The organism is Marinitoga sp. 1154, assembly GCF_013363285.1.
GTDB lineage: Bacteria > Thermotogota > Thermotogae > Petrotogales > Petrotogaceae > Marinitoga.
In genome coordinates, this window is sequence record NZ_LBFB01000072.1 from 1 (window position 1) to 673 (window position 673).

The 673-nt window shown below is 28.4% G+C and carries 1 protein-coding gene; it reads left to right on the top strand.

Annotated features, from left to right (window positions below; translation table 11 throughout):
• Nucleotides 1–473 (top strand): ATP-binding cassette domain-containing protein (locus XO12_RS11140; RefSeq protein WP_175420356.1); only part of this gene is annotated, 473 nt, incomplete at its 5' end.
• Between the last annotated feature and the right edge of the window lie 200 nt (nt 474–673).

Consider the following 673-nt stretch of genomic DNA (forward strand, 5'->3'; position numbering starts at 1 on the left):
CAGCAAATGAACGGTCATTCTATTACCGATTAAGTTTAGAAGAGAATCTCAAATTTTTTGGGATGTTAAACAATATAACAGGAAAAGAATTAAAAAAGAAAGTGGAAAAAGGATTAAAAGAGATGGGTCTATACGAAAACAGAAAAATCAAATACATGGAAGCATCAACAGGAATGAAGAGGAGATTGAATTTAGCAAGGGCATTAATAAAAGAAGCGGAAATATATTTACTGGATGAACCAACAAATGGTGTAGATATAGAAACAAAGATAAAAATATACGAAATAATGGAAGAATTATCGCAAAAATGGAAAACGATAATCTTAGCCAGTCATGACGTAAGTGAAATAGAAAAGACAGACAGGATAATAGTGTTAAAAAAAGGAAAAGTAGTGGCAGACAAAAAAACAGAGGAAATACTCAAAAAAACAACAAAGGAAAATGAAGAAAGGTTACTGGAATTAATCAAATGAGGTAAAAGACTCAGTTGATTGTTTCAATATTTTTTCTATTCTCGTGAGAATATATAAAAACAGTTTTTTGTAGGATACATTTATGCTATAATAATACTAAGAAAAAACAAATGTGGAGATGATGAAAATGAAAAAATTACCAATAGGAGTACAGGATTATAAAGAAATAATAGAAGAAAATTATATATATGTAGATTAAC